Annotated in this window: 19 protein-coding genes; 6 read left to right on the top strand and 13 right to left on the bottom strand. The window is 64.7% G+C overall.

Annotated elements, in window-relative coordinates; genetic code table 11:
- The first annotated feature begins 37 nt into the window (after window positions 1–37).
- On the top strand, window positions 38–853 hold the full coding sequence (locus tag HB675_RS16060) for an inositol monophosphatase family protein (RefSeq protein WP_213879327.1): 816 nt from the start codon (window positions 38–40) through the stop codon (window positions 851–853).
- A 3-nt stretch (window positions 854–856) separates the two neighbouring features.
- Here HB675_RS16060 and HB675_RS16055 read toward each other — a convergent pair whose 3' ends face one another.
- From HB675_RS16055 to HB675_RS16015, 9 genes are all read right to left on the bottom strand, one after another.
- On the bottom strand, window positions 857–1549 hold the full coding sequence (locus HB675_RS16055) for a histidine phosphatase family protein (protein WP_213879326.1): 693 nt from the start codon (window positions 1547–1549) through the stop codon (window positions 857–859).
- A gap of 182 nt (window positions 1550–1731) precedes the next feature.
- Window positions 1732–2916 (bottom strand): extracellular solute-binding protein, encoded by a 1185-nt coding sequence (locus tag HB675_RS16050; RefSeq protein ID WP_213879325.1) that lies wholly within the window; start codon window positions 2914–2916, stop codon window positions 1732–1734.
- Window positions 2913–3902 carry a GTP-binding protein gene (locus HB675_RS16045; RefSeq protein ID WP_213879324.1) on the bottom strand — a complete coding sequence of 330 codons (990 nt, stop codon included), beginning with the start codon at window positions 3900–3902 and terminating at the stop codon, window positions 2913–2915. Before HB675_RS16045 ends, HB675_RS16050 begins: the two co-directional genes overlap by 4 nt.
- On the bottom strand, window positions 3899–4198 hold the full coding sequence (locus tag HB675_RS16040) for a hypothetical protein (RefSeq protein ID WP_213879323.1): 300 nt from the start codon (window positions 4196–4198) through the stop codon (window positions 3899–3901). The genes HB675_RS16045 and HB675_RS16040 overlap by 4 nt, the downstream gene beginning before the upstream one ends.
- Before the next feature lie 26 nt (window positions 4199–4224).
- Window positions 4225–4989 carry an SDR family NAD(P)-dependent oxidoreductase gene (locus HB675_RS16035; RefSeq protein WP_213879322.1) on the bottom strand — a complete coding sequence of 255 codons (765 nt, stop codon included), beginning with the start codon at window positions 4987–4989 and terminating at the stop codon, window positions 4225–4227.
- Between the two features lie 17 nt (window positions 4990–5006).
- On the bottom strand, window positions 5007–5780 hold the full coding sequence (locus HB675_RS16030; RefSeq protein WP_213879321.1) for an SDR family NAD(P)-dependent oxidoreductase: 774 nt from the start codon (window positions 5778–5780) through the stop codon (window positions 5007–5009).
- Window positions 5781–5793: 13 nt separating this feature from the next.
- Window positions 5794–7158: an MFS transporter gene (locus tag HB675_RS16025; RefSeq protein WP_213879415.1), complete on the bottom strand. Its 1365-nt coding sequence runs from the start codon at window positions 7156–7158 to the stop codon at window positions 5794–5796.
- A gap of 38 nt (window positions 7159–7196) precedes the next feature.
- Window positions 7197–8078, bottom strand: coding sequence for a polysaccharide deacetylase (locus HB675_RS16020; RefSeq protein ID WP_213879320.1), 882 nt, complete (start codon window positions 8076–8078; stop codon window positions 7197–7199).
- 73 nt (window positions 8079–8151) lie between these two features.
- Window positions 8152–9507, bottom strand: a complete 1356-nt coding sequence (locus HB675_RS16015) for an amidase (protein ID WP_213879319.1) — start codon at window positions 9505–9507, stop codon at window positions 8152–8154.
- 295 nt (window positions 9508–9802) lie between these two features.
- Here HB675_RS16015 and HB675_RS16010 point away from each other — a divergent pair, with 295 nt between their 5' ends.
- From HB675_RS16010 to HB675_RS16000, 3 genes are all read left to right on the top strand, one after another.
- Window positions 9803–10819, top strand: coding sequence for a GntR family transcriptional regulator (locus tag HB675_RS16010; protein WP_213879318.1), 1017 nt, complete (start codon window positions 9803–9805; stop codon window positions 10817–10819).
- Between the two features lie 271 nt (window positions 10820–11090).
- Window positions 11091–12032, top strand: coding sequence for an aliphatic sulfonate ABC transporter substrate-binding protein (locus HB675_RS16005; RefSeq protein WP_213879317.1), 942 nt, complete (start codon window positions 11091–11093; stop codon window positions 12030–12032).
- A gap of 16 nt (window positions 12033–12048) precedes the next feature.
- Window positions 12049–13374: an LLM class flavin-dependent oxidoreductase gene (locus tag HB675_RS16000; RefSeq protein WP_213879316.1), complete on the top strand. Its 1326-nt coding sequence runs from the start codon at window positions 12049–12051 to the stop codon at window positions 13372–13374.
- Between the two features lie 3 nt (window positions 13375–13377).
- On the opposite strand, the gene HB675_RS15995 is transcribed toward HB675_RS16000, so the two are convergent.
- Window positions 13378–14052 carry an MgtC/SapB family protein gene (locus HB675_RS15995; protein ID WP_213879315.1) on the bottom strand — a complete coding sequence of 225 codons (675 nt, stop codon included), beginning with the start codon at window positions 14050–14052 and terminating at the stop codon, window positions 13378–13380.
- A 139-nt stretch (window positions 14053–14191) separates the two neighbouring features.
- Between HB675_RS15995 and HB675_RS15990 the strand changes: the two genes are divergently transcribed.
- Window positions 14192–14608, top strand: a complete 417-nt coding sequence (locus HB675_RS15990) for an NUDIX domain-containing protein (protein WP_213879314.1) — start codon at window positions 14192–14194, stop codon at window positions 14606–14608.
- A gap of 42 nt (window positions 14609–14650) precedes the next feature.
- On the opposite strand, the gene HB675_RS15985 is transcribed toward HB675_RS15990, so the two are convergent.
- Window positions 14651–15367 carry an antibiotic biosynthesis monooxygenase gene (locus tag HB675_RS15985; RefSeq protein WP_213879313.1) on the bottom strand — a complete coding sequence of 239 codons (717 nt, stop codon included), beginning with the start codon at window positions 15365–15367 and terminating at the stop codon, window positions 14651–14653.
- A 194-nt stretch (window positions 15368–15561) separates the two neighbouring features.
- Here HB675_RS15985 and HB675_RS15980 point away from each other — a divergent pair, with 194 nt between their 5' ends.
- Complete coding sequence (locus HB675_RS15980) at window positions 15562–19665, top strand: CheR family methyltransferase (protein ID WP_256737575.1); 4104 nt, start codon at window positions 15562–15564, stop codon at window positions 19663–19665.
- Between the two features lie 5 nt (window positions 19666–19670).
- Here HB675_RS15980 and ligD read toward each other — a convergent pair whose 3' ends face one another.
- On the bottom strand, window positions 19671–22214 hold the full coding sequence (gene ligD, locus HB675_RS15975) for a DNA ligase D (RefSeq protein WP_213879312.1): 2544 nt from the start codon (window positions 22212–22214) through the stop codon (window positions 19671–19673).
- 15 nt (window positions 22215–22229) lie between these two features.
- Window positions 22230–24410 (bottom strand): ergothioneine biosynthesis protein EgtB, encoded by a 2181-nt coding sequence (gene egtB, locus HB675_RS15970; protein ID WP_213879311.1) that lies wholly within the window; start codon window positions 24408–24410, stop codon window positions 22230–22232.
- Window positions 24411–24493: the final 83 nt, after the last annotated feature.

Genomic DNA, 24493 nt, shown 5'->3' with positions numbered 1-24493 from the left:
GGTCTATCATCGGCTTATCGACCCCAGGAGCTGCCCCATGACCGCACCTTTGCCTGACGCCCAGCTGCAACACCGTTACGAAACCGCCAAGACCCTCGCCACCGAAGCCGCCCGCCTGGCCGAGCTTGCTTATCGCCAGCGCGACACCCTGGTGGTAGAGCACAAGGGTGACGAGCTGCAGGACCTGGTGAGCATCGTCGACAAGCAGACTGAAGCCTTCATCAAGCAGACCTTGGCCGAGGCATTCCCCGAAGACGGTTTTCTGGGCGAAGAAACCGGCGCGGCGGACCTGGATGCACGCTGCATCTGGGTAGTCGACCCGATCGACGGCACCAGCTGCTTTGTCAACGGCCTGCACAGCTGGTGCGTGTCCATCGGCTTGCTGGTGGATGGCAAGGCCGCCATCGGGGTGATTGCCGATGCCGTGCATGGCGAACTGTTCCACGCTCGCAGCGGCCACGGCGCCTGGCTCAATGACCAGCCCATGCGGGTGCGCGATGTGCCGGACGTGCGCCACGGGGTGATGGGTATGGGCACCAACCACCGTGATGGCAAGGAGCATTTCATTCCGGTGCTCAGCCAGTTGCTGGAGCAGGGCGGTACGTTCATCCGCAACGGCTCCGGGGCGCTGATGACCGCCTATGTGGCGGCGGGGCGCCTGATCGGCTATTACGAGACCCACATCAACAGTTGGGATTGCCTGGCCGGCCTGGTGATGGTGGCCGAAGCCGGCGGGCGCGATAACGACTTTCTGCGCGGCAATGGCTTGCTCAGCGGCAACCCGCTGCTGGTGGCGGGGCCGCAGGTGTACGCGCAAGTGGCGGCGATGGTGGGGCCGACGCTGGATGCCTGAGCCTCACGCGGCGGGTGCCAGGCTGGCCAGTCTCCAGTTCTTGGCGTGCATGAAGCCGAGGATTCGCGGTTTGTGCCCATCGCTGCCGACGCGAATGAACAGCGCGTTGGCGTAGGGGTTGCGGGTGGTCTCGGTGATGCCCATCTGCCGCTCCAGCCGGTCGAAGCACTCGCTGTGGGTCACCAGCGCCAGGTTGCGCTGGGCAGTCTTCTGCCCCAGTGCCTGGCCCAGCACGTCGCCGCTGCACTTGAACAACCAATGCTGCACCGTTGCCGTCTGCGGCTTGAAGGCCAGTTGCGCAGTCTGCTGGGTGCGCAGGGTGTCGCTGGCCAGCACGTCCGTGTTGGCCAGCCCCAGGGTCGAGAACACTGTGCCCAACTGGGTGGCCACGGCGGCGCCGTGCAAGGTAATGCCGTTTTCTGCGGCCATGCAGCTGCGCGTGGACCGGTCACAGCGCTCGGCATGGCGCAGCAAGACAATGATGTCACCTGCCTTCCAGCTGGCCATCAGCCCCGAATGTGCCAGACGGTTGCCCACGCTCAGGTCGCGGATGTTGGCCGGCCGGGCGAACCAGACCCAGGCATAGGCGAGCAGGGCGGCGAGAATCACTCCCGCGAGGATGATCTTGCGCCGAGTGAACAGCGCACGGGGCGGCTGTGCGGTCTGACTGCGGGGCTGAACGCCGGCTTGCTGCATTTAGGGCACCTTGTGGAGAAGAGCCATGGGGTGGCAGGTGCGAGGACTGTAGAGCGGGATGGGTAAACGGGAGCTGAATGGCAGGGGGAAATCTGGCCTGTACAGACCTGGCTGTCGTCAGGACATCGGCCGGGGGTGGGGAAAGCGTTGGGGGCACGTGCACCCCAGGGCCCACCCCGATCCTACCCCCGCCCGGCCCGCAGAAAATCAGCCCAGCGCCGCACCAGATAATTGTGCTCATCCATGACCGAATTCCACACGCTGATGTGTCCCATGCGTTGCGCATAGGAGCCGCCTTCGCGACAGGCGCCGATGTCGATCAGGGGCAGGCCGTCGCTGCCCGGCAGCTCTTCACGGGCCGCAAGGCCCGCGTACCAGTAGTCCCATTCGGCGGCGCTGAGGTGGTCGCGGGTGCGCAGCGGGTTGGAAATGTAGAAGCCCTGGCGCGCCATGACCGCGCCGGGCCAGCCGGCGAGCCACCAGTTGAGGTAGGCGTAGGCGGCGTCGCGCACTTTACCGGTGGCGCAACGTGACAGCGACAGGCCGCCGAACCAGGCGCGATAGCCTTCGCGGGGCACGGCCAGGCGGTACTGCACCCCCGCGCGGTGCAGCTGCATCAAGGTCGGCGACCACAGGCTTTGAATGTCGATGCGCGGCTGCATCATCAGTTCGCCGGCCTCCTGATCATCCGACCAGAACGCGGCGAAATGCCCATGGCGCTGCTTGTCGATCAAGACCTTGGCCAGGCGGTCGATCTCGTCCAGTTCCAGGTTGCCGATATTGGCGAAGTCCGCCAGCCCCGCAGCCTGCACGGCCATGGCCGCATCCAGCGCGCCGATGGAGGCATCGCTTTGCAACGCGATGCGCCCGCACCAGCGCTCGTCCAGCAGCCACGACCAGCTTTCCTGATCCTGGGTCAGGCCGTTGGGCAGGCGCTCCGGGCGATAGGCGAAACTGTCGGCGTTGTGGGTCAGCGGCAGCATGCTGATCAAGTCGCTGGGGCGGTTGCCCAGGCCGCCATCGTGCTGCACGAACAGCCGGTCGCAGGGCAGGCTGCCGGTGGCCAGGCGATCATCCGGGCTCAGGCGTCCGCGCTTGGGCAGGTCGTTGATCTCTTCCCACAGCGCCAGGCGGCGCGTGTCGATGGGCTGGATGGCCCTGGCCGGCCAGACCAGGTCGACGTTATGGAACCACTGGTCATACAGGTCATAGCTGTCCGGCTGCATCACGGCGATGCGTTGCGCCTGCTGCACTTCGTGGATCTGATAGACAAGGCGAATGCCCAGCTCTTGCTCGGCGCGTTGGCGGATCGACTCCAGCAGGGTGACCGACGTGCCGAGCACGCGCAGCGTGATGGGTTCAGTCATGCCGCTCGCTCTGTCTGGCCAAGGAAGGCATGGAACGAACGACGTAGCAGTGCGGTGTCAAGATCGCGAACGATGAACACCAGCCGCGAACCGCGCTCGCCGTTGGGCCACGCGGCCAGGTGCAACGGTGCATGCAGGCAATGCTGCACACCATGAATGACGACCGGCTGTTCACTGTTGATCACGTCGAGAAGGCCCTTGACCCGGAGAATGCGTGCGCCATGGCATCTTAACAGCATGGACAGCCAGACGCCGAAGGTGACCCAGTCCAGCGGCGTGTCGAAGCTCAGGCAACAGACCTGCGCCTGGCTGTGGCGCACGTTGTCCACCGGCTTGAAAAGCTGCCAGCGCCCGACTTCCTCGGCGATGGCCGGACCGCCCAGGCCCTGACCCCAGAGCAGTTCGTCACCGCCTTCCACGGTTCTGGCCAGCCACTGCGGGGCGCCGGCATTGAGCTGGCCGAGGCGCTCGCGCAGCGCCTGGAGCCGAGTGGCGGGGACACGGTCGTCCTTGCTCAGCAGCAGGCGGTCGGCAGCGGCCACCTGGGCCAGCCATTCGGGGTGCAGTTGCTCCTGCAGCGCTGCGTGCTCGGCGTCGACCACGGTGATGATCAAACCCAGATGATAGTGCCCGCGCAGGTGGGCGTCGGTGGCCAGAGTCGCGAGGATCGGCGCCGGGTCGGCCAGCCCGGTGGTTTCAAGGAGCACCCGGGCAAAGTCCGCAATCTCGCCGCGCCGGCGACGTTCGTCGAGCAGTAGCAGAGCGGCCTTGAGGTCACCGCGCACCGAGCAGCACACGCAACCGCTGGGCAGTAACACCACGTCGGGGGCGAGTGTCTGCACCAACAGGTGGTCCAGGCCGATTTCACCGAATTCGTTGATCAGCACCACGGTGTCGGCCAGGTCCTGGCCGGCCAGCAAGCGCTGGAGCAGGGTGGTCTTGCCGCTGCCGAGAAAACCGGTGATCACGTTCAGGGGCCGACTCATGGGTGTTGCTCCAGGTGGGCGAGGACGCTCAGGTCCAGCGGGTCCGGGACGCGACCCAGCATGGCCTGGGCCTTGTCCCAAAGTTCATCCAGGCCGCTGGCCAGTTCCTGACGCCCGGTGGCACCTTGCAGCAGGTACGCCGAGCCTTGAAAGTCCGAGACGCCGAGGCGAAAGGGCGCCAGTACCCGATTGATCGCCGCGATCCGTCGCAAGCGTTCCCGCCGGCGCGGCAGTTCATCGCCCAGCGGGTCGCTCCAGTGAACATCCTGGCCCAGCAGGCCGCACAGTCCACACATGGTGTTCGCCTTCTATACGCCGTTATTCAGGGCATGACATCGCCGGAGTTGGGGCCCAGGGTCTGGCCGACAAAGAGGTTGCCGCCAGGCTCGGACGCCAGCAGCACGGCGATGGGCGCCACTTCCTCGGCCAGGCCGAAGCGGCCCAGGGGCAGCTCCTTGGCTTTGGCCGCTTTCCAGTCCTGGCTCAAACCTTCGACCAGGCGAGTGGTGATCGGGCCGGGGGCGATGGCGTTGACCAGCACGTTGTCCTTGGACACCTCCAGGGCCAGGGACTTGGTGAATCCGATCACCCCGGCCTTGGCGGCGGCATAGTGGGTCAGTTCGGCGCCGCCCTTGATGCCCAACTGGGAGGCGACATTGATGATTCGCCCCCACTGTTGTTCCAGCATGAACGGCAGCGCCCGCTGGCTGGCGATGAACACGCTGGTCAGGTCGACCCGCAGCATGTCGTCCCACATCTCCTGGGTCAGGTCGACGCAGCGGGCCTGGGTCAGCATGCCGGCATTGTTGACGAGGATGTCGATGCCGCCCAGCCGCTCGATGCACAGGTCGACGCCGGCCTGGGCGCCCGCTCGGGTGCCCACATCGGCCACGCACTCATGGACTTCGGCGCCGAGTGTGCGGCAATGCTCGGCCACGCCGCTCAAGGCTTCGCCGTTGCGGTCGCAGAGCACCAGGCGCGCGCCGGCTTCGCTGCAGGCCCGGGCAATGGCGGCGCCGATGCCGCTGGCGGCGCCAGTGATCACGGTGCGGCGGCCAGCCAGGGGTTGGGCAAGGGTTCTGATCATGTGCTTCTCCAATGAATTCAATCCGGCCAACGCACGGTCAGGCCGCCGTCGACCACGATGCTTTGCCCGGTCAGGTAGCTGGCTTCGCTGGAGGTCAGAAAGGCCACCAGCGCCGCCACTTCATCGGCTCGGCCAACCCGGCCCAGGGGGATCGCCCGCGCCGCCTTGGCCAGGCCCGCGGGGCCCAGCGAGTTCTTGGCGTCGAGGGACTGCGGCGTTTCGATCAGGCCGGGAATCACCGCGTTGCAGCGGATGCCCCGGGGCGCCAGTTCGACGGCCAGCGAGCGGCACAGCCCCGGCACGCCGGCCTTGGCCGCCGCGTAGTGAGCATGGTCCTGCCAGCCATAGACGCCGCCGGCAATCGAGGAGATCGCCACCATGGCGCCGTCCTGCCGCAGGTAGCGGGCTGCCGCGCGAAAGGTGCGCATGACCCCGGTAAGGTCGACATTGAGCAGTTCGTCCCAGCGTGCGTCAGTCATTTCCAGCAGCGGTGCAGCGCGCAGGATACCGGCATTGGCCACGGCATAGTCGAGGCGACCGTAGCGCTCCATGGCGGCTGCCGCCCAGGCGTCCACCGACTCGGTGCGGGCCACATCCAGCGACAGCATCAGGCATTCGCCGCCCACGGCCGCCACCTGTTTCAGCGTTTCATGGTGATCGTGCGGGTCACCGGGGAAGTAGCCCCCGACCACCCGCACGCCGCGTTTGGCATAGGTCACGGCGAGCGCCTGGCCGATGCCGCTGGCGGCACCGGTGATCAGCGCAACGGGGCGTTGTTGTGCATCAGTCATTGCAGGCTCCAGATTATTTGACGCTGTCAGGGCTGACGTGGCGCGCGGCCAACATCACCAGGCCGGAAAGAAAGCACGGCACCGCACCGAACCAGATCGCGGCGCTGTACCACTGGCCGCCGCTGGTCAATACGCCGGTGATGCCCAGGCCCGCCATCACTGCGCCGATCGGGCCCATGGCGTGAACGATGGCGCCGCCGGTGGCGCGGATGCTGGTGGGAAAGCTTTCACTCATGAAGAACAACAGCGCCGAATACGGACCGTTGAGGAAAAACAGGCCGACGCTGTACAGGGTGACCACGGTGACCAGGTCGCTCGGCCCATAGATCATCGCCGCGAACGCCAGGCCACCGCACATCCAGCCCATGGCCACCGTGTTGCGCCGGCCGATACGGTCGCCCAGCCAGCCGTGGAACAAGTAGCCGCAAAAGCCCACCAGGTTGGACAGCACCAGAATCCACAGGGAGTTCTGGAACGACACGTGGTGCACGCTGACGATCACCGAGGTGCCGAGCACGCTGAACACTTGAATCGCCGACCAGTTGAGCAGCAACGCCACGCTGAGCACCAGGGTGGCGCGCAGGGCGGTGCCGCGAAAGGCGGCGCCGATACCGGCCTTGGCGTGCTCCTGATAGTCCACGCCATAGGCCCTGGCCAGCGCCTGGGCCTGGCCGTCCTGGCCGCTCTTGCGCAACTGGGCGATGCGCAGGTGCACCTGGAACTGCGGGCTCTCTTTCAGCCGGCGTGCCAGAAACGCCACGACGAAGGCCGGAATGGCGGCGAAGACGAAGCAACCCTGCCAGCCGATCTGTGGCAGCAGCACCGCCGTCAGCCCGGCGGCAATCAGCGCGCCCACTGGCCAGCCGCTCTGCACCAGGCTGTAAATGAAGCCGCGGCGCTTGACCAGTTTGGGGTCGGTGGAAGCGGCGTAGATTTCCGTCAGGTAAGTGGCGTTGACGCCTTCCTCGGCATAGCCCAGGCCCGCCACCGAACGCACGCCGATCAGGCCTCCCTTGCCCATGCCGGCGGTGAATGCCGTCAGCAGCGAACACAGGGCCGAGCCGGTCACGGTGAAGATGATCCCGGCCCGGCGGCCGAGGCGATCGACCACCGGGCCGATGGCAAACGCTACCACCGCCCCGCCCAGCGCGACCCAGGTGGCAATCTCGGCCTGGGTCGCCTGGTTCCAGCTGAAGTGCTCACCCATGACCGGCAGCAGGGTGCCGAACAGGATGAAGTCATACACCGCGAAGACCCAGGCGAAGAAGGCAATCCAGGTGGCGTATTTGACGTCCGCGGACGTCAGGTGTTGCGGTTGCCAGTCGGCGGCGCTGGCCGCGTCTGGCGCCTGCTTGGCAACGTAGGCTGCGGTGGGCATGGTCATGGCGAATCCTCAGGGAGACGGGCGGGTGTGAGTCAGCGTTGGCGCGGCTGGCGCTTGATGAAGTCGTCGGCAATTTCATCCATGGTCACGAAGCGCACGCCGGCATGGCCTTGCATGTGTTCGATGAACCGCTCGAGCATCAGCAGCACTTGCGGGCGGCCGGACACGTCGGGGTGAATGGTGATGGGGAACACCGCGTAGTCGTGCTCGCGGTAGACCCAGTCGAACTGGTCGCGCCACATCTCTTCAAGGTGGCGCGGGTTGACGAAGCCGTGGCTGTTGGGCGCTTTCTTGATGAACATCATCGGCGGCAGGTCGTCGAGGTACCAGTTGGCGGGGATCTCCACCAGGTCGGTTTCTGCGCCGCGTACCAAGGGTTTCATCCACGTGTCGGGGTGCTGGCTGTAGTCGATCTTGGTCCATTGATCACCCACGCGGACGTAGTACGGGGTGAAGTCGTTATGCATCAGGCTGTGGTCGTACTTGATGCCTTTTTTCAGTAGCAGCTCGTTGGTCACCCGGCTGAATTCCCACCAGGGTGCCACGTAGCCGGTGGGGCGGCGGCCGGTCAGTTCGGTGATCAGCGCGATGGATTTGTCGAAAACGATTTCTTCCTGCTCGGCGGTCATGGCAATGGGGTTTTCATGGCTGTAGCCATGAATGCCGACTTCGTGGCCGGCGTCGGCCACCGCTTTCATCTGGGCGGGAAAGGTCTCCACCGAGTGGCCGGGGATGAACCAGGTGGTGCGCAGGTCATATTTCTCGAACAGTTTGAGCAGGCGCGGGGCGCCGACTTCACCGGCGAACAGGCCACGGGAGATGTCGTCGGGGGAGTCTTCACCGCCGTACGAGCCCAGCCAGCCTGCCACGGCGTCTACGTCGACGCCGATCGATACCAGAATTTCTTTAGCCATGGGGAACGTCCTCTTGCCCGGTGTGCAACGGCCAGACGCTCGGGCCGGGCCCCGGGCGTGCCAGAAAGTGAGGTCAGTCAGCGCTGTCGAGCAGGGCTCCAATGGTCAAGGCGGCGCGCAGCAATGCGCGGTCCTCGCCGCTGGCGGCGGCCAGCAACAGGCTGGTGGGCAGACCTTGGTGATCGACGCCGCTGGGAAGGGCCACCCCGGGCATGTCCATCAGGCTGCCGGCCATGGTCAGACGCAGGGTGGCCAGGTTGCAGCTGGCGAACAGGGCGTCGTCCTGCTCCAACGCTGCCAGCAGCGGCGCGACATGGGCCACGGTGGGGGTCACCAGCAGGGCGCCATCGAGTTCTTGCGCAAGGCGCGCTTGCAGCCGAACGCGCAGGTCGTAGAGCGCCAATTGTCGGCTGGCGGGGAGTGTGCGCGCGGTTTCCAGACGCTGGCGAACCCGTGGGTCCAGTTGCAGCGCAGCGGGGCTGTCGAGCAGTTGTTCGTGGCGGGCGAAGGCTTCGGCGGCGCCGAGCCAACCCTGTTCGGCGATGCAGTCGAGGGTGGCCTGCCAGGCGCCCAGCGGCCGCCGATCAATGCGCACGCCAGCATGCGCCAGACGTTGCAGGCAACGTTCGAGGTTGTCGCGCACGGCCGGTTGTACCCGGGGATCGCTCAGGGTGGCGTCGTCCACCCGCAGGCACAGGCGGTGGGGCTCGGTGGCAAGCAGCGGCTGGCGGTCGGTCAGCAACTGATCGATCAACACGGCATCGCGCACGCTGCGGGTCAGCGGGCCGAGCGCGTCCAGGGAGCGGGCGAGGCTGAACACACCGTCCATGGGCAGGCGCCTACGGCTGCTGCGATAACCCACCAGGCCGTTGAACGCGGCCGGAATGCGGATCGAGCCGGCGGTGTCGGTGCCCATGGCCACCGGTACCACGCCGGCCGCCACGGCGATCGCCGAGCCCGACGACGAGCCGCCTGGTGCCCGCGGCTGGCCGGGCAGGGCGCTATTGACCGGAGTGCCGAAGTGAGGGTTCAGGCCCAGCCCGGAATAGGCCAGTTCGCTGAGGTTGGTCTTGCCCAGGCAGACCATCCCGGCCTGGGTCAGGCGGCTGACCACGCTGGCGTCCTGTTTGGCGGGCGGTGCGCTGCGGCGCAGGCCGGCGCCGGCGGTGGTCACGGTGCCTTGCAGGTCGAACAGGTCCTTCCAGGCAATGGGCACGCCGTCGAGGGCTGACAGCGGTGCACCGGCTTGCCAGCGCGCGCGCGAGGCCTCGGCTTCACGGCGGCCCCGGGCTTGGGTCAACGTGATGAAGGTTCCCTCGGTGGCGGCCGCTTGCTCCAGCGAGGCCTCGAACACCTGCACCGGATCAGCCAGGCCAGCGGCATAGGCGTTGCTCAGGGCGGTGGCGTCAAAGGGCTGATCAAGCGGCATGATGAACTCCAAAAATGAACCGACTACAAATGTACATTAGCAATTTACATACATTTAACTAAGCAGTGTTCATGCCAGTTACGAAGAACGGCACGCAGAATGCACGGAGATATCGGGTCTTGACACGCTAAGCCGCTTAACCGGTGCCGGTGGCAATTAATGGATGTATTAATAAACAATCCATTAATGCCCAAAAAGGTAACACGCCCGATACCCAAGGCCCCAGTTTGGTGCCCGCACTGTGGGCCCTTGAGGTGTGAGAGAATTTCCGCGAACCAGGTAGGGAAGCGCGCCAATGCGGGTCGAAGTAGATGAACCAACGGTCGATGACAGCCGCAGCGCGCCGCGCTATGGACTGATTCGCAGCGCCTTGCGCGACGCCATTCTCCAGGGCCGCGCCGAGCCTGGGCTGGTGCTGGTGGAAGGGCCGCTGGCGCAATTGTTCGCCACCAGCCGGGTGCCGGTTCGCCAGGCACTGACCTTGCTCTTCGAAGAAGGCTTGATCAGCCGGTTCGAGGGGCGTGGCTACCTGATCAACCCCGAGGGGCTGGACCTGGCGCCCCAGCGTGTGACCCTGACCCGCCAGTTGCTGGGGCTGGAACCCGAGGAGGAGCTGATCGACCTGCGCCCGTTGGGCGAGCGCGTGTACGACGAGATTACCGCCTGCGTGTCGACGGTCATGGTGTTCGGCCATTACCGGCTGGACGAACAGCGGGCGGCGGAGCATCTAGGGGTCAGCCGCAGCGTGGTGCGCGAAGCGCTGATGCGCCTGCGTGACCGGGGGTTGGTGGAGAAGGAACCTTATGCCCAGTGGCTGGCCGGGCCCCTGACCGCGCGGGAAGTCAGCGAGGACTACGAACTGCGCGCCTTGCTCGAACCCCAGGCGTTGCAGCAGACCGCCGCGTCACTGTCCCGGGAGGCCTTGCTGGCGATGCTCGAACACATCGCTCGCCTGCAGCACGACCCGGACAGCGCCAGCCGCGCCGACATCGATCAGCTGGAAAACGACCTGCACAACCGCTGCCTGGCGGGGTTGCGCAACCGCAAGATGGCGACCTTGATCCGTCAGTGCCAGAGCCCGATGAACATCAGCCGGATCTTTCATGATGCGCTGCACATGGGCATCGACCAGGCGACGCTGGTGGAGCACCGGCTGGTGATCGAGTCGTTGCTGCACGGCAACGCCGATTCGGCGGCGCTGAGCCTGCGCGATCACCTGCTGCGGGCGCGAGACCGGACGTTGCAGCGGTTGAAGGTGTTATCAGTATTGCCGGAGCCGCAATTGCCGCCTTATTTGACGCGGTTGAGTTGAAGTCGGCGCTCTGGCGCAGCAACTGCAGGGCCAGGACGGCAGTGGAAGAAAACGACAGGGGGGACAGATCGAGCATCGGGGCGGTCTTCGCGAGGTAGCCGGCGACAGTACGCGGTGCGTGACCCGGCATGCGAGACAGGTGTCGGCAACGTCAGCGACACAGTGGGTCACCCACCGGAAAGCCATAAGCTTATGCTTATACGTTTCTTTCATAGTAGATCACTATTTTTATAATCTTGACGGCTTAAGTCCCCTGCCAGTGACCGAGCCCATGACCTTGCGAAAACTGCTTCTCGCGGCCAGCCTGATGTTGGCTGCCGTCACCGCTCACGCGGAACAGACCGTCGACATCGGCTACCAGCGCTCGTCGACCCTGTGGATCCTGCTGAAAAACAATGGCCAGCTTCAGGAGCGTCTCAAGCCCCTGGGCTTCACGGTCAATTGGCACGAGTTCAGCAGCGGGCTGCTGAGCGCCATGAACGCCGGCAGCGTCGACCTGCATGCCGATGTGGCCGACGCCTTCGCTGTGTTCACCCAGGCGGCCAACGCGCCGTTGACGTATTACGCTCGGGAAGCACCGTCACCCAGCGCCCAAGCGATCATCGTGCCCGAGAACTCGCCGATCCACAGTGTCGCCGAGCTCAAGGGCAAGACCGTAGCCGTGTCCAAGGGCTCAGGCAGTCACTATCTGCTGGTCTCGGCGCTGAAGAAGGCCGGCCTGACCCTGGCCGACGTCAGTCCGCGCTACCTCGAAGCCCCGGACGGGGTGGCCGCCTTTGCCAGTGGCAGTGTCGACGCCTGGGCCATCTGGGACCCATTCCTGGCCACCCAACAGCGCGAACACCATGTGCGCGTGCTGGCTGACGGCAGCGACGGCGTGGCCAACTACAACCGTTTCTACGTGGCCAACACCGCCTTTGCCAAGGCTCATCCTGAAGTCCTGCAAGTGGTGTTCGATACCCTTCGCCAGACCGGTCAATGGGTCAAGGCCCACCCTCAGGAGGCGGCCAAAGAACTGGGCCCGCTGTGGGGCAACATCCCCGCCGAGACCGTGGAGGTGGCCAACGCGCGACGCAGCTACGATATCGTCCCGGTCAAGGTCGACGAATTGGCCGAACAGCAACGCATTGCCGACGCCTACTACGCCGCCAGGTTGATCCCCAAACCGCTGAAGGTCGGTGATATCGCCGTCTGGTCCCCGTCTGCCCACTGATCTCGAGGGATAACCCATGAGCCGTCAAATCCACCTGTCTGCCTTCTTGCTCACCGGCCCGGTGATTCACAGTCACGCGGCCTGGCGCCACCCGGAAACGGTCGGCAATTACCTGGATCCCGAGTACTACGCCCGCACCGCACGGGTGGTGGAGGAGGGGCTGTTCGACTTTCTGTTCTTTGCCGACCGCCTGGCAGTGGGTGACCAGATGGGCGGCTCGCGCGACCTGGCGCTGCGCTATGGCGCTCAGGATGCCACCCGCCTGGACCCGCTGCCGATTCTCTCCTATCTGGTCGGTCAGACCCGTCGGCTGGGCCTGGGCGCTACCCGCTCCACCACGTATTACGAACCGGCGCATATTGCCCGGGAATTCGCCACCCTCGACCACCTGTCCAAGGGCCGCGCGGCCTGGAACATCGTGACCTCCATGAACGACAGCGAGGGACGCCTGTTCGGCAAGGACAAGCACCTGGAGCACGACTTGCGCTACGACCGCGCCGACGAGTTCGTCGAAGTGGCCTTGCAGCTGTGGCGCAGCTGGGAGCGCGATGCCCTCAAGCTCGACCGCGAAAGCGGCGTGCTGGCCGACCCGGCGAAGATCCATTCACTTGACCATCAAGGTGACTGGTTCAAGGTCGAAGGCCCACTGAACATTCCGCGCAGCCCCCAAGGCCGGCCGGTGCTGATTCAGGCCGGCTCATCGGGACGAGGCCGGCGCTTCGGTGCGCGCTGGGCCGAAGCGATTTTCACCATCCATCCGCACCTCAAGGCCATGCAGGCGTTTCGCGAAGACGTGCGGGGGCAGGTGGTGCAGCAGGGTCGCGACGCTGACAGTTGCAAGGTGCTGACCGCGATCATGCCCTTCATCGGCGGCAGCGAAGCCGAGGCACGGGCCAAACGTGACCGGCACAACGCCTTGGCTCGACCGGAGCTGGGCCTGGTGACCCTGGCCTCACAGTTGAACGTCGACCTGTCGCCTTTTGCGTTGTCTTCGACCCTGGCCGACATCGTCCGGCATCCGTCGATTCATCCGGCGGCGGCGGAAAAACTGCTGATGCAAGGGCCGGATACCACATTGGAAGCGCTGGGCCGAATCTTTGCCAGCAGCGTGCGGGTGCCGCAACTGGTGGGCACCGGTGCCCAGGTGGCCGATCAACTGGCGGAAATCTTCGAGCAGGGCGGCAGTGACGGTTTCGTGATTTCGCCGGCCTACCTGCCAGGCTCATTCAGCGAGTTCGTCGAGAGCGTGATCCCTCATCTGCAACGCAAGGGCCTTTATCGCAGCGCCTATGAAGGCTCGACGCTGCGTGAACACCTGGGCCTGGCGGCACTGGACGACTGAGCCTTACTGGTTGCTCTCGTCTTCGTGCACGCCATCGATGCGCAATAACTGCGCAAGGATCTCGTCGGCCTGCGCGCCGGAGGTGCGCTTGAGCTCGATGGTGACGCTATCGGTGTCATCGTCCGGGCCTTTCTCGACGATGAACTGCTTGACCTTGGACGCCCGGTTGCCCATGACTTCATGCAGGGTGTGCAAGGTCAGGGCACGGGACGGCGCTATCAGCTTGAACACATGCTGCTGCACGCGATTGCGGTAGACCCGCTCCATGGGTTTGATGGCCACCAGAATCATCAGGATGATGAACGTGGCGGCCGTGCTCACCACATAAAGACCGCCGCCCACCGCCAGGCCAATGGCGGCCACAGTCCATAGACTGGCGGCAGTGGTCAGGCCTTTTATCACCTCGCCGCGCAGCAGAATCGAGCCGGCGCCCAGAAAGCCAATGCCGGACACCACCTGTGCTGCCACCCGCGAGGGGTCCAGTTCGGTGTGGGGCATGCGCAACGCGTCCTGGAAACCAAACGCCGAAACAATCATCAAAAGGCAAGAGCCCACACAGACCAGCATGTGGGTACGCAGCCCGGCGGCCCACAACAACCGTTCGCGCTCCAGGCCTATAAGACTGCCCAAGGCGGCCGATAACAGGAGACGGATGCACATTTCCCAGTCGCTGAGCATGGGCGGTTCCTCGCAGGAAGGGGGGCTTCTGTTGACCGATCATCCTTTGAGTTGGTTCAGACGTGACGTACGGCACGCTCCGTGCATCAGACTGAATGTGACAGTTGTATGACACTTACGTAACAGGTGGACGAATACCATGGGCGCCTCCGACAGCACCGCAGTGAAAGACAAGCCGGTCAAACGCCGCGCCACGGTGATTTTTCGTCGTGACGACCAGATTCTCTTTGTGCGCAAGCGCAAATCCAAATGGAACCTGCCGGGCGGCCGCGTCGAGCCCGACGAAACGCCGATGCAGGCCGCCGTGCGGGAAATGGCTGAAGAGACGGGTGTGGCCCTCGATCAGCTGGAGTACGTGTCCGAATACGTCGAAGACCGGGTCATTCACTACCTGTTCGAAAGCCGCCTGCCGGCCCGGCAGAAGCCCCGCCCGTGCAACGAAATTGCCGATTGCCGCTGGTTCAACGCCCGCGAAATGGACAAGCGCAACGTGCTGGGCTCGATTCGCGCGCTGCTCAAACGCAGTGAAGCGGATGTGAGCCGCCAGGCGCTTTGATGGTTGAGCCGCAGGAGCGCGCTCCTGCGGCTGAGGCCATCCTCAACCTTGGGTGATATCGCGCAACAACACCCGTCCACTGGCCATCGGCTTGGCCAATGTCTCTTTGTAGCCGGCACGAATGGTGTCGATCATCGGACGCTTCAGGTTGGCCTGGTGCAGGTCTTCGTTGCTCCAGCGCTCCAGTTGCACCATCTGCTCGGGGTGGTCGACGTCCTGGAAGATGTCGAAGGCCACGTTGCCGTCGGCCTTGCGGAAGGTCGGGATGACTTGCGACACGTTGGCCTTGAATTGGTCCAGGCTGCCCGGCTTGACCGTCAGGAACACGAACAGGTCGCTGGTCGCGGACTGATCATCGATCTTCGTCGGCTGCACGTCGGTGCCCGGCCCCACGCCTTGAAGGGTCATGTGCTCGATGCCGCCTTGCAGGGCCGTTTTCGCCAGCGCGTGCATGGCCAGCAGTTTCGGCGACTTGAGATGCTCGTTGTAGGCGGCCTTGTTCTGCCACTGTTCCAGCACGTACACCGTGGTGGGGTCGGCCTTGGATTCGAACACACTGAACGACAGGTTGCCAGGCTGGGCCTTGGCGGCGGCAGCGTTGCCCTGCAAGGAGGCTTCGAAAGCGCTCAGGCTGGCCGGCTTGACGTGCAGGGTGGCGAGGCTTTCGAACGTCGGCTCGGCGGCCTGAGCGGCGGCACTGAACAGGGTGGCCAGGGTTAGGGCCGAGAGGGTTTTCAACGCGGCGGGACGGTTGAGCATCGAGGATCTCCATGAACGGGCTGCACCGACGCTAACAGCCTTGGCGTCGCGATTGTGTGAAATAAGATTCAGGCGGCGAGGTGTCTGGCCCGGCCGCCAACGACGCGTTCGCGTGGTTTGGCTGCAGAGTGCAAGGTGAATCAGCTAGACTCCCGAAGCACCACGGACTCTATTTTCCGCACAAGGCCTTCAGCATGACGTTCGATCCCCCTTGCATGAGCGTCAGCGATGAGCATCCGGCCGTTTTTCGACCCGATTTCATGGTCGTCGGCATCGGCGCATCGGCCGGCGGCCTGCAGGCGCTGCTCAACCTGTTCGGCTCGATGCCGAGCCAGAGCGGCATGGCTTTCGTGGTGGTCATGCACCTGCATGCCACGCACAAGAGCAACCTGGCGCAGATCATCGGCAACGTCACGGCCATGCCCACCGTCGAAGTCGCCGGGACGCTGCGCATCGAGCCCGACCATGTCTACATCATCGCGCCCGGAAATGACCTGCTGATCGAAGCCGGCGAGTTGTCGCTGAGCCCCTCCCGGCGTGCCAGCGGCGCGCAGGTGGCCATCGATCTGTTTTTCCGCCAACTGGCGACGGGCTTCGGGGCGCATGCCGTCGCGCTGGTCTTGTCCGGCGCCGGGGCCGATGGCTCGGTGGGCATTGCCAAGGTCAAGGAGCAGGGCGGTGTGGTGCTCGCGCAGTTGCCCGAGGATGCCGAGTACGATGGCATGCCGCACCATGCCATCGAAACCGGCATGGTCGATATCGTTCTGCCCGTGGCGCAGATGGCGGCACGCCTGGGGGTTTTGCACGCAGGCATGCAGCGCCTGCACGGCGAACCGCCGTACATCGCACAGTTGACGCAGGAGCCGGACGGTAGCAGCCAGGCACAGGCGCTGCGCGAGATCCTGACGCTCTTGCGGGTGCGCACCGGCCACGACTTCAAACAATACAAGGGCGCCACCGTGCGCCGCCGGATCGAGCGACGCATGCAGGTCAACGGCATCGCCGAGTGGGGCGATTACCAGCAGTACCTGCGTGAGCACACGGCCGAAACCCAGGCCTTGCTCAAGGACATGCTGATCGGCGTGACCAACTTCTTTCGCGACCATGACGCCTTCGAGGCGCTGGAGCACCAGGTCATCCCCGAGCTCTTCGAAGAGCAGCGCCTGCAGGATCAGGAGCACGAAATCCGTGTCTGGTCGGCTGCCTGTTCCACCGGCGAGGAGGTCTACAGCCTGGCCATGCTCCTGCTGGAGCAGGCTGACCGGGCCAAGGCGCCAGTCAATGTGCAGCTGTTTGCCACCGACATCGACGAGCATGCCTTGCAGGTCGGGCGCAAGGGCCTGTACCTGCCGGGTGTCGTCGCGGATGTCGGTGCGGTGCGGGTCAAGCAGCACTTTACCGCCGAGGCCGAGCACCTGCGCATCAAGAAGGAGCTGCGCGAGCGGGTATTGTTTGCCAAGCACAACCTGCTCAACGATCCACCATTTTCCCGGCTCGACCTGATCAGCTGTCGCAACTTCCTCATCTACCTGGACCGCGAGGCCCAGGCGGCGGTGATCCAGATCTTCCATTTTGCCCTGCGCCCGGGGGGCTATCTGTTTCTCGGCAACTCCGAGTCCGCCGAGGTGTGCTCGTCGCTGTTCGTGGCGGTGGACAAGAAGCTGCGCATTTACCGTTCGCGCAACGCTTCGCGGGTCATCCGCACCGCGACCCTGAGCCCCCCTCATCCTCAACCCAGGACCGTGATGGAACCGGCGCTGCCGGAACCCGGGAGAAAGAAAATTTCCTTTGCCGACATTCACCAGCGCGTGCTGGAACAGTACGCGCCGCCCAGCGTGATCATCGACCAGGCCTGCAACATCGTTCACACCTCCGATCGTGTTGGCCGCTTCCTGCGCTATGTGGCGGGCGAACCCACGCACAACCTGCTCGCGCTGGTGCAGCCCGAGTTGCGCCTGGAGCTGCGGACCGCGATCTTCCAGGCCTCGCAGTCGGGCAAGAGCGTCGAGGCTCGACGCGTGCTGACCAGCCGTGACGAGCGCCAGTTCTACATCAACATGATCGTCCGGCCGTTCAGCGACCGCGCAGCGATGAGCGAGTACATGCTGGTGCTGTTCGACGAAGTGGAGGACGTCATGGGCACTGAGACAGTGGCCGTCGGCGAGTTCAAGGACAGCGTCCTGACCCAGCTGGAAGCCGAGCTGCAGCGCACCAAGGAACAGCTGCAGTTCACCATCGAGCATTCCGACACCTCCACCGAAGAGCTGAAGGCCTCCAACGAAGAACTTCAGGCCATTAACGAAGAACTGCGCTCGGCCTCCGAGGAGCTGGAAACCAGCAAGGAAGAGCTGCAGTCGATCAACGAAGAACTGATCACGGTCAACGCCGAGCTCAAGGCCAAGATCGAGGAAACCGGCAAGATCAACGACGACCTGCAGAACCTGATCACCTCGACCCACATTGGTACGGTATTCGTCGACCAGGTCATGCGCATCAAGTGGTTCACCCCCCAGGCCGCACTCGTGTTCAACATGATCGAGAGCGACGTCGGTCGTTCGCTGCTGGACATCACCCACCGCCTTGAGTACCCAGGCCTGGCCGAAGACGCCACCAAGGTCTTCGAGTCCCTGCACCAGATCGAACGCGAAGTACGGAGTCACGACAACCGCTGGTATCTGGCGCGGCTGCTGCCTTACCGCACCCTGGACGACCGCATCGAAGGCGCGGTGCTGACCTTTATCGACATCACCGAGCGCCGCCTGGCGCAGGACAGGCTGCGCGAAGGCGAGGCGCATATGGCGCTGATTGCTCAGAGCACTCGCGATCACGCCATCATCACCACCGACCCCGAAGGCGTGATCACCTCCTGGAGTCGCGGCGCCGAGGTGATCTTCGGCTACAGCGAGGAGCAAGCCCGGGGCCGCGACATTGCCCTGATCTATACCGAAGACGACTGCCAGTCCGGGCGGCCCAGGGCGCAGTTGATGCTGGCCAAGAAACGCGGCTACGCCATCGATCAGCGCTGGCATCCGCGCAAGGACGGCCAGCGCATCTATTGCAGCGGCGTATTCAACCCGCTGGACGACGGTGCGGTACGCGGTTTCGCCTATATTGGTCGCGACACCACCCGCGAGCAGGAACACCTGAAAAAGCAGCGCGTGCGCCTGAAGGATACTCAGGCCACCAGCCTGCTCAAGGACGAGTTCATGGCCGTCATGTCCCATGAGCTCAAGCACCCGCTGAATTTGATCCAGCTCAATGCCGAGCTGTTGACACGCACCCCGGCGGTGCGCGACACCGACATCGCCCTGCGGGCCACCACAGCGATCCAGCGCGCGGTGCGCAGCCAGGCACAGATCATCGATGACCTGCTTGACGTATCGCGGATCAAGACCGGCAAGCTCAAGCTGGACCTGCAGCGGGTGGAGTTCGGCCCGTTGATTCAGGAGATCCTCGAAGTCATCAAGCCCAACGCCATGGCCGCTGGCGTTGTTGTGAGCTTTGCGCTCGATGATGGGGCGCAGGCCTGGCTTGAGGCCGACCCGGTGCGTCTGGAGCAGATCGTCTGGAACCTGTTGAACAACGCGGTCAAGTTCACCCCGGCAGACAAGCATGTCGATCTGTCGCTGACCCGCGAAGACGGCTGGGCGCGCCTGCAGGTGGTGGATGAAGGGCAGGGCATCGAAGCGCAGTTCCTGCCGCGCCTGTTCGATATGTTTGGCCAGGCCGAGCATCACCACAGTGCCAGCTCCCATCATGGCCTGGGCATTGGCCTGGCGCTGGTGCACCAGCTGGTACAGGCCCATCACGGCCGTATTGAAGCGACCTCGCCAGGACCCGATCAAGGCTCGACCTTCACTGTCTGGCTGCCGCTGCTGGACCAGCCCCCCCACCGCCAGACGGCGGCGGTGCTCCAACCCGGCCTGCTGTCCGGCCTGCAGATCCTGCTGGTCGATGACTCTGCGGACGTGCTGGCGATGATGACCCTCCTGCTGGAGTCCGAAGGCGCCAACGTGCTCGGCACGTCGAAACCCGAGGAGGCCTTGGCGCTGGCGATCGATCAGCGTTTCGACGTGATCCTGTCGGACATCGGCATGCCCGAGCTCGACGGCAATCAGCTGATGCGCGAGGTGCGCAGGCGGGGTTTGAATCCGCGCATCCCGAGCATTGCCCTTACCGGTTATGGCCGGGAAGACGATGTGGCCATGACCCAGGAGGCCGGGTTCAATCTGCACTTGAACAAGCCGGTCAACATCGAGGCCTTGGTGGAGGCGGTGCTGCGCCTGGTGCGCCAGTAACGGCGTCAGCGCAGGCGTTTTTTCAGGGCGGCGGTGAGGCTTTGCCGTGTCTTGAAAAAACGCTCCCAGGGGTCGCCGTCCGATCCATCCAGACGCTCGAAGACGCTATGGATGTTCCACTGGTCGGCCCCCTTGATCTCGCTCAGTTCCTCGCGCCAGATCGGCACCGACACTGGCAAGCCGTCGCGGCTGCGCGCAGCGTAGGCGCAAATGGTGGTGGCGCCCAGGCCGTTGCGCAGGTAGTCGATGAAAATCCTGCCGACGCGGTTCTTCGGCCCCGACACCGCCGAAAACCGCTCGGGGACCAGCCGGGCGATGTGCTTGACGATGGCGTGGCTGAAGTCCTTGACCTCGTCCCAGTCGGCCTTGACGGTGAGCGGTACCACCACGTGAATACCTTTGCCGCCGGAAGTCTTGAGGAACGACTTGAGGCCCAGTTCGTCCAGCACCGTGAGCACCAGCTGGGTGGCTTCGACCATGCTTTTCCAGGGCAGGGTCGGGTCCGGATCCAAGTCCAGGGTGAAGCGATCCGGGTGGCCGAAGTCCTTGGCGGTGGCGTTCCAGGTGTGCAGTTCCACGGTGCTCATCTGCACCGCGCCGATCAATGCCTGGGCGTTGTCGATGACCATCGCGGCCTGGCCGGCTTCGCTTTTGCTGAAGGTGGTGATGTCGGGGATGGCCAGGTGCTCGGCATTTTTCTGGAAGAACAGCTCGCCGGCGATGCCGTCCGGGGCGCGGACCAGAGCGACCGGCCGGCCCTGGAGATGGGGCAGGATCCGCGGCGCGATACGCGCGTAGTACTCGGCCAGCTGCATCTTGGTGGTGCCACTGGTGGCGTCGATCACCCGCTCGGGGTGGGTGATGCGCACCTGGCCGCCCAGTTGTTCCAGCTGCCTGGCCTGGGGCCTGGCTTTTTTCGTCGGCTGGGCCGACGCAGGTTTCTTCGCGGTTTCCACGCTGATGTCCTTGGCGGGCTTGTCCTGGCGCAGGCCGTGGAACACGGCATGGCGCACGGAACCCTCACGGGTGATTTCGGCAAAGGCGACCTCGGCCAGCAGGTTGGGCTGCAACCAATGCACCCCCCGCGCTTCGCTGCCGGTGGGCGGGTTGCTGACCGCGACCTGGTGGGTTTCCAGCGGCACGAGCTGCCCGTGCAGGGTGCGCAGGGTGGTCTCGTTGAAGCCGGTACCGACCTTGCCGGCGTAGCGCAGCTCGCCGCTGTCCGCATCGTGCAGGCCCAGCAGCAAGGCGCCGAAGGCGCTGCGACTGCCCTTGGGCTCGGTGTAGCCGACGATGACGAACTCCTGGCGACGCTTGCATTTGAGCTTGATCCAGTCACCGCTGCGCCGGGACACATAAGGGCTGCCCACGCGCTTGCCGATCAGACCTTCCATTTGCAGTTGGCAAGCGCTGTCGAGCAGTGACTCCGGGGTCTCGGGGAAATCGTCGGAATACCTCAATACGCCGCCTTCATGGGCCTTGAGCAACTGCGCAAGGGCAGCACGGCGTTGCTCCACGGGTACCTCGCGCAGGTCCATGCCGTTGAGGAAGGGAACGTCGAACAGGTAATAGACGATGGCGTCGCTCTTGCCGGTTTCGAAGGCGTTCTGCAAGGCCTGGAAGTTCGGCACTCCCCGCTCGTCGGCCACCACCGCTTCGCCGTCCAACCAGCCGCTGCGCAGACCCAGTGCGGCCAGGGCCTTGGCCTGCGCGGGCATCTTGGCGGTCCAGTCATGGCCGTTACGGGTAAACAGGTGCACGCTGTCGCCATCAATGCGAGCCAGCAGGCGGTAGCCGTCGAACTTGATTTCGTAGCGCCATTGGCCGGCCGGCGCCGAGTCCACAAGGGTCGCCAGCTCGGGTTTCAGCGAGGCGGGCAGGTCGGCCTCCCGGGCGCCTTCCAGCACAAGGTCCTTCTTCGCGCTGCGTCGGCGTTTTTTCGCCGGGGCCTGTTCGATGGCGCGTGGTCGGCTGGTCGTTTCCCGGGGTACCAGGGTGCGCTCGCTGAGGACGCTGCCCGGGAGCGCTTCGACCACCTTGTACTCGGTTTCCGGGCGCGCCGCGTCATCCTTGGATTTGATCAGGAACCATTGTTCCTTTTTACCCTGCATGTGGGTCTTGACCAGATTCCAGACGCCGCCGAGCTTCTCGCCCTGTAAACGGAACTTGAGCTTGCCCCTGGCGTACCCGTCGTGGGGGTCGCCTTCGGGAATCCACAGGCCGCGGTCCCAGACGATCACCTCGCCGGCGCCGTAGTGACCCTCCGGGATCTGCCCTTCGAAGCGGGCGTAATCCAGTGGGTGGTCCTCGACATGCACCGCCAGCCGCCGGGCTTTCGGGTCCAGGGACGGGCCCTTGGGAATTGCCCAGCTTTTCAAGGCGCCATCGAGTTCCAGGCGAAAATCGTAGTGCAGATGGCTGGCGTCGTGCTTTTGAATACAGAACTGCAAGGCCTGAGCAGCGGCCTTGCGGGTTTCCCGGGTTCCGCTGGGTTCCGGTGTGGCGTCAAAGTCGCGTTTGCGGTGGTATTCGTCCAGTGCCCTGCTCATCGCTCGGTGCTCCCGTCAAAACAGACAGAACATCCCGACCTGTGGCGCTTCGCTCAGCCATTGATGGCTGACCCGCCAACCGGCCAGGGTCGCCAGTTCGGTAAAAGATTGCTCGGTGAACTTGTGCGAGTTTTCGGTGTGCAGCCGCTCGCCTGCAGCGAAGCTGAAGCGCTGCCCGGCAACGTTGACCTGCTGCGCACGTTGGCTCACCAAGTGCATTTCCATGCGTTCGTGCTCAGGGTTCCAGCAGGCCAGGTGGTCATACGCATCGAGGTCGAAGTCGCCGTGCAGCTCGCGGTTCAGGCGGGTCAGCAGGTTCTTGTTGAAGGCTGCGGTGACGCCGCTGGCGTCGTTGTAGGCCGCCACCAGGGTCTCTGGGTCCTTGACCATGTCTACGCCAATGATGAACACCGCGTTGCGCCCCAGCAGGGTACGCGCCGAGCGCAGGAACTCCACCGCCTGGGGGCGAGTGAAATTGCCCAGGGTGGAGCCTGGGAAAAAGCCCACCCGTGGCAGGCCCTTGGCGGCCGAAGGCAGGTGCAGGGCACGGGTGAAGTCGTCCACCAGCGGCGCTACGTTCAACCGCGGGTAGCGGCTGCGCAGTTGCAGCGCAGCCTTGTCCAAGGCATTGCGACAGATGTCGATGGGCACGTAGAGCGCGGTTTGCGGCGCGGCATCCAGCAGCAGGCGGGTCTTGTCGCTGGCGCCGCTGCCAAATTCCACCAACGCGGCGTCGGCGGGAATCAATGCCGCCAGTTCCGGGGCGATGCGCTGCAGCAAAGTGGTTTCCGCTCGGGTCGGGTAGTACTCGGCCGTGGTGCAGATGTCCTCGAACAGCCGCGAGCCGGTGGCGTCGTAGAAATACTTGGGCGAGAGATGCTTGTGCTCGGCGGACAGGCCTTCGATCACGTCGCGAGCAAACTCACTTTGCTCTTCGGGCTTTGTGGCCGGAGCCTTGACGCCGCCCGGGCGTGCATCCCGGGCCAGGCGCAGACCGGAGCACATCCAGCGCAGTCCCGGGCCGAAGAAGTTGCGGTAAGTCAGCCGGCAGTGGTCGGGGGCGGTGATGCTGGCACCGCCGCGCAGGACCATCTGGCTGACCATGAACTTGCCATTGTATTCACCCACCGCACTGGCCGCCGGCTGGAAGCCCGGATAGGCGCTGTAGGCGCTCTGGGTCCACTGCCAGGCGGCGTCGTCCACCTGCTCCAGCTGGCCGGCCGCGGCGGCGGTCTCCCATTCGGCCTCGGTAGGCAACCGCGCACCGGCCCATTGCGCAAACGCAGCGGCTTCGTAGTAGCTGATGTGGGTGACCGGCGCATTCGGGTCCAACGGTTGCAGCCCGCGCAGGGTCATTTCGTGCCAGCCTTCTGGGGTGGCTTGCCAGTACAGGGGGGCTTTCCAGCCTTGGGCCTGGACCGTGGCCCAGCCGTCGGACAGCCACAGGTTGACCTGTTCATAGCCGCTGGCGTCGATGAACTCCAGCCACTGGCCGTTGGTGACCAGCCGATCGCTGATCTCATAGGGTTGCATAAAGGTCTGATGGCGCGGGCCTTCGTTGTCGAAGCTGAAACCCTGTCCGTTGTGGCCGATCTCCAGCAGCCCCCCCGCCTGGGCCTTGAAACGGCCGCGACGGCCGGCCGGGTCCCGAGGCCACTGGCTGTCATAGACCGGCTTGAGGGACGACAGGTTGAACAGGTGATGGATGTCCATCAGCAGCAGTTCCTGATGCTGCTGTTCATGGGCCAGGCCCAGTTCGACCATCTCGCGAGCGGCCTGGCCGAGGTCCTGGCCGAGCAGGCTGTGCATGTGCAGGTCGACGTATTGGCGGTAGGCGATCACTTGATCCAGCGCAGGACGAGTCATCAGGCCGCGCTGGGGGCGAGGGTGACGCGGACCGACCGCTTCGTAATAGGAGTTGAAGAGGTAGCAGAAGGTCGGATCGAAAGCGCGGTAGTCCGGCAGGTATTCACTGAGCAGGAAGGTCTCGAAAAACCAGGTGCAGTGTGCCAGGTGCCATTTGGCCGGGCTGGCATCGGGCATCGACTGCACCACCATGTCCTCCGGGCTCAGGGGGGCGACCAATTGTTCGGTCCGTCGGCGCACTTGCTGGTAGTGCCCCAGCAGCGGGTCACTGTGCCGTGTCTCGACAGGGGCTGGGGCAAGGTGCAGGGCAGGGCGGTGTTGGCTGATCATCTGATAATGACTCCGACGGCTCCGTCGCTGGCGACGATAGGGGACGAGGGTAATGGGCGTAGAACTCTGACTGTCGGGGGGGA

Source organism: Pseudomonas sp. dw_358, from assembly GCF_018449655.1.
In the GTDB taxonomy this organism is placed as follows: Bacteria; Pseudomonadota; Gammaproteobacteria; order Pseudomonadales; family Pseudomonadaceae; genus Aquipseudomonas.
This window is presented reverse-complemented; position numbering and strand designations above follow the sequence as displayed.